Genomic DNA, 253 nt, shown 5'->3' with positions numbered 1-253 from the left:
ATGATTCGGAACTGACGTGGATATGACATTACCGTTCGCATCAATAATTTGAATTTCCGCATTATTAATAGAGAATAAATTGCTGACGAACTCGTTCAAATCGGCGTACGTCTTCTTACCCTCCGCCGCATTCTTGCTGTCCTGATCGCCCGTGAGGTAGGACCCCACGAAGCCGGCCAGCAGCGTCACCTGGCTGTTGCGCGATACCAGGAAGTCATTCTTGAAATACGTTTCCACCGTTTTGTAGAAATAC

General features: G+C 47.4%; 1 pseudogene. It reads right to left on the bottom strand.

Annotated elements, in window-relative coordinates:
- Window positions 1–253 (bottom strand): annotated as a pseudogene (locus KVT27_RS25495) (cell wall metabolism sensor histidine kinase WalK); the annotation flags it as partial.

The sequence above is a fragment of the Lysinibacillus sp. GbtcB16 genome, from assembly GCF_019091145.1.
Taxonomy (GTDB): domain Bacteria; phylum Bacillota; class Bacilli; order Bacillales_A; family Planococcaceae; genus Lysinibacillus; species Lysinibacillus fusiformis.
This window is presented reverse-complemented; position numbering and strand designations above follow the sequence as displayed.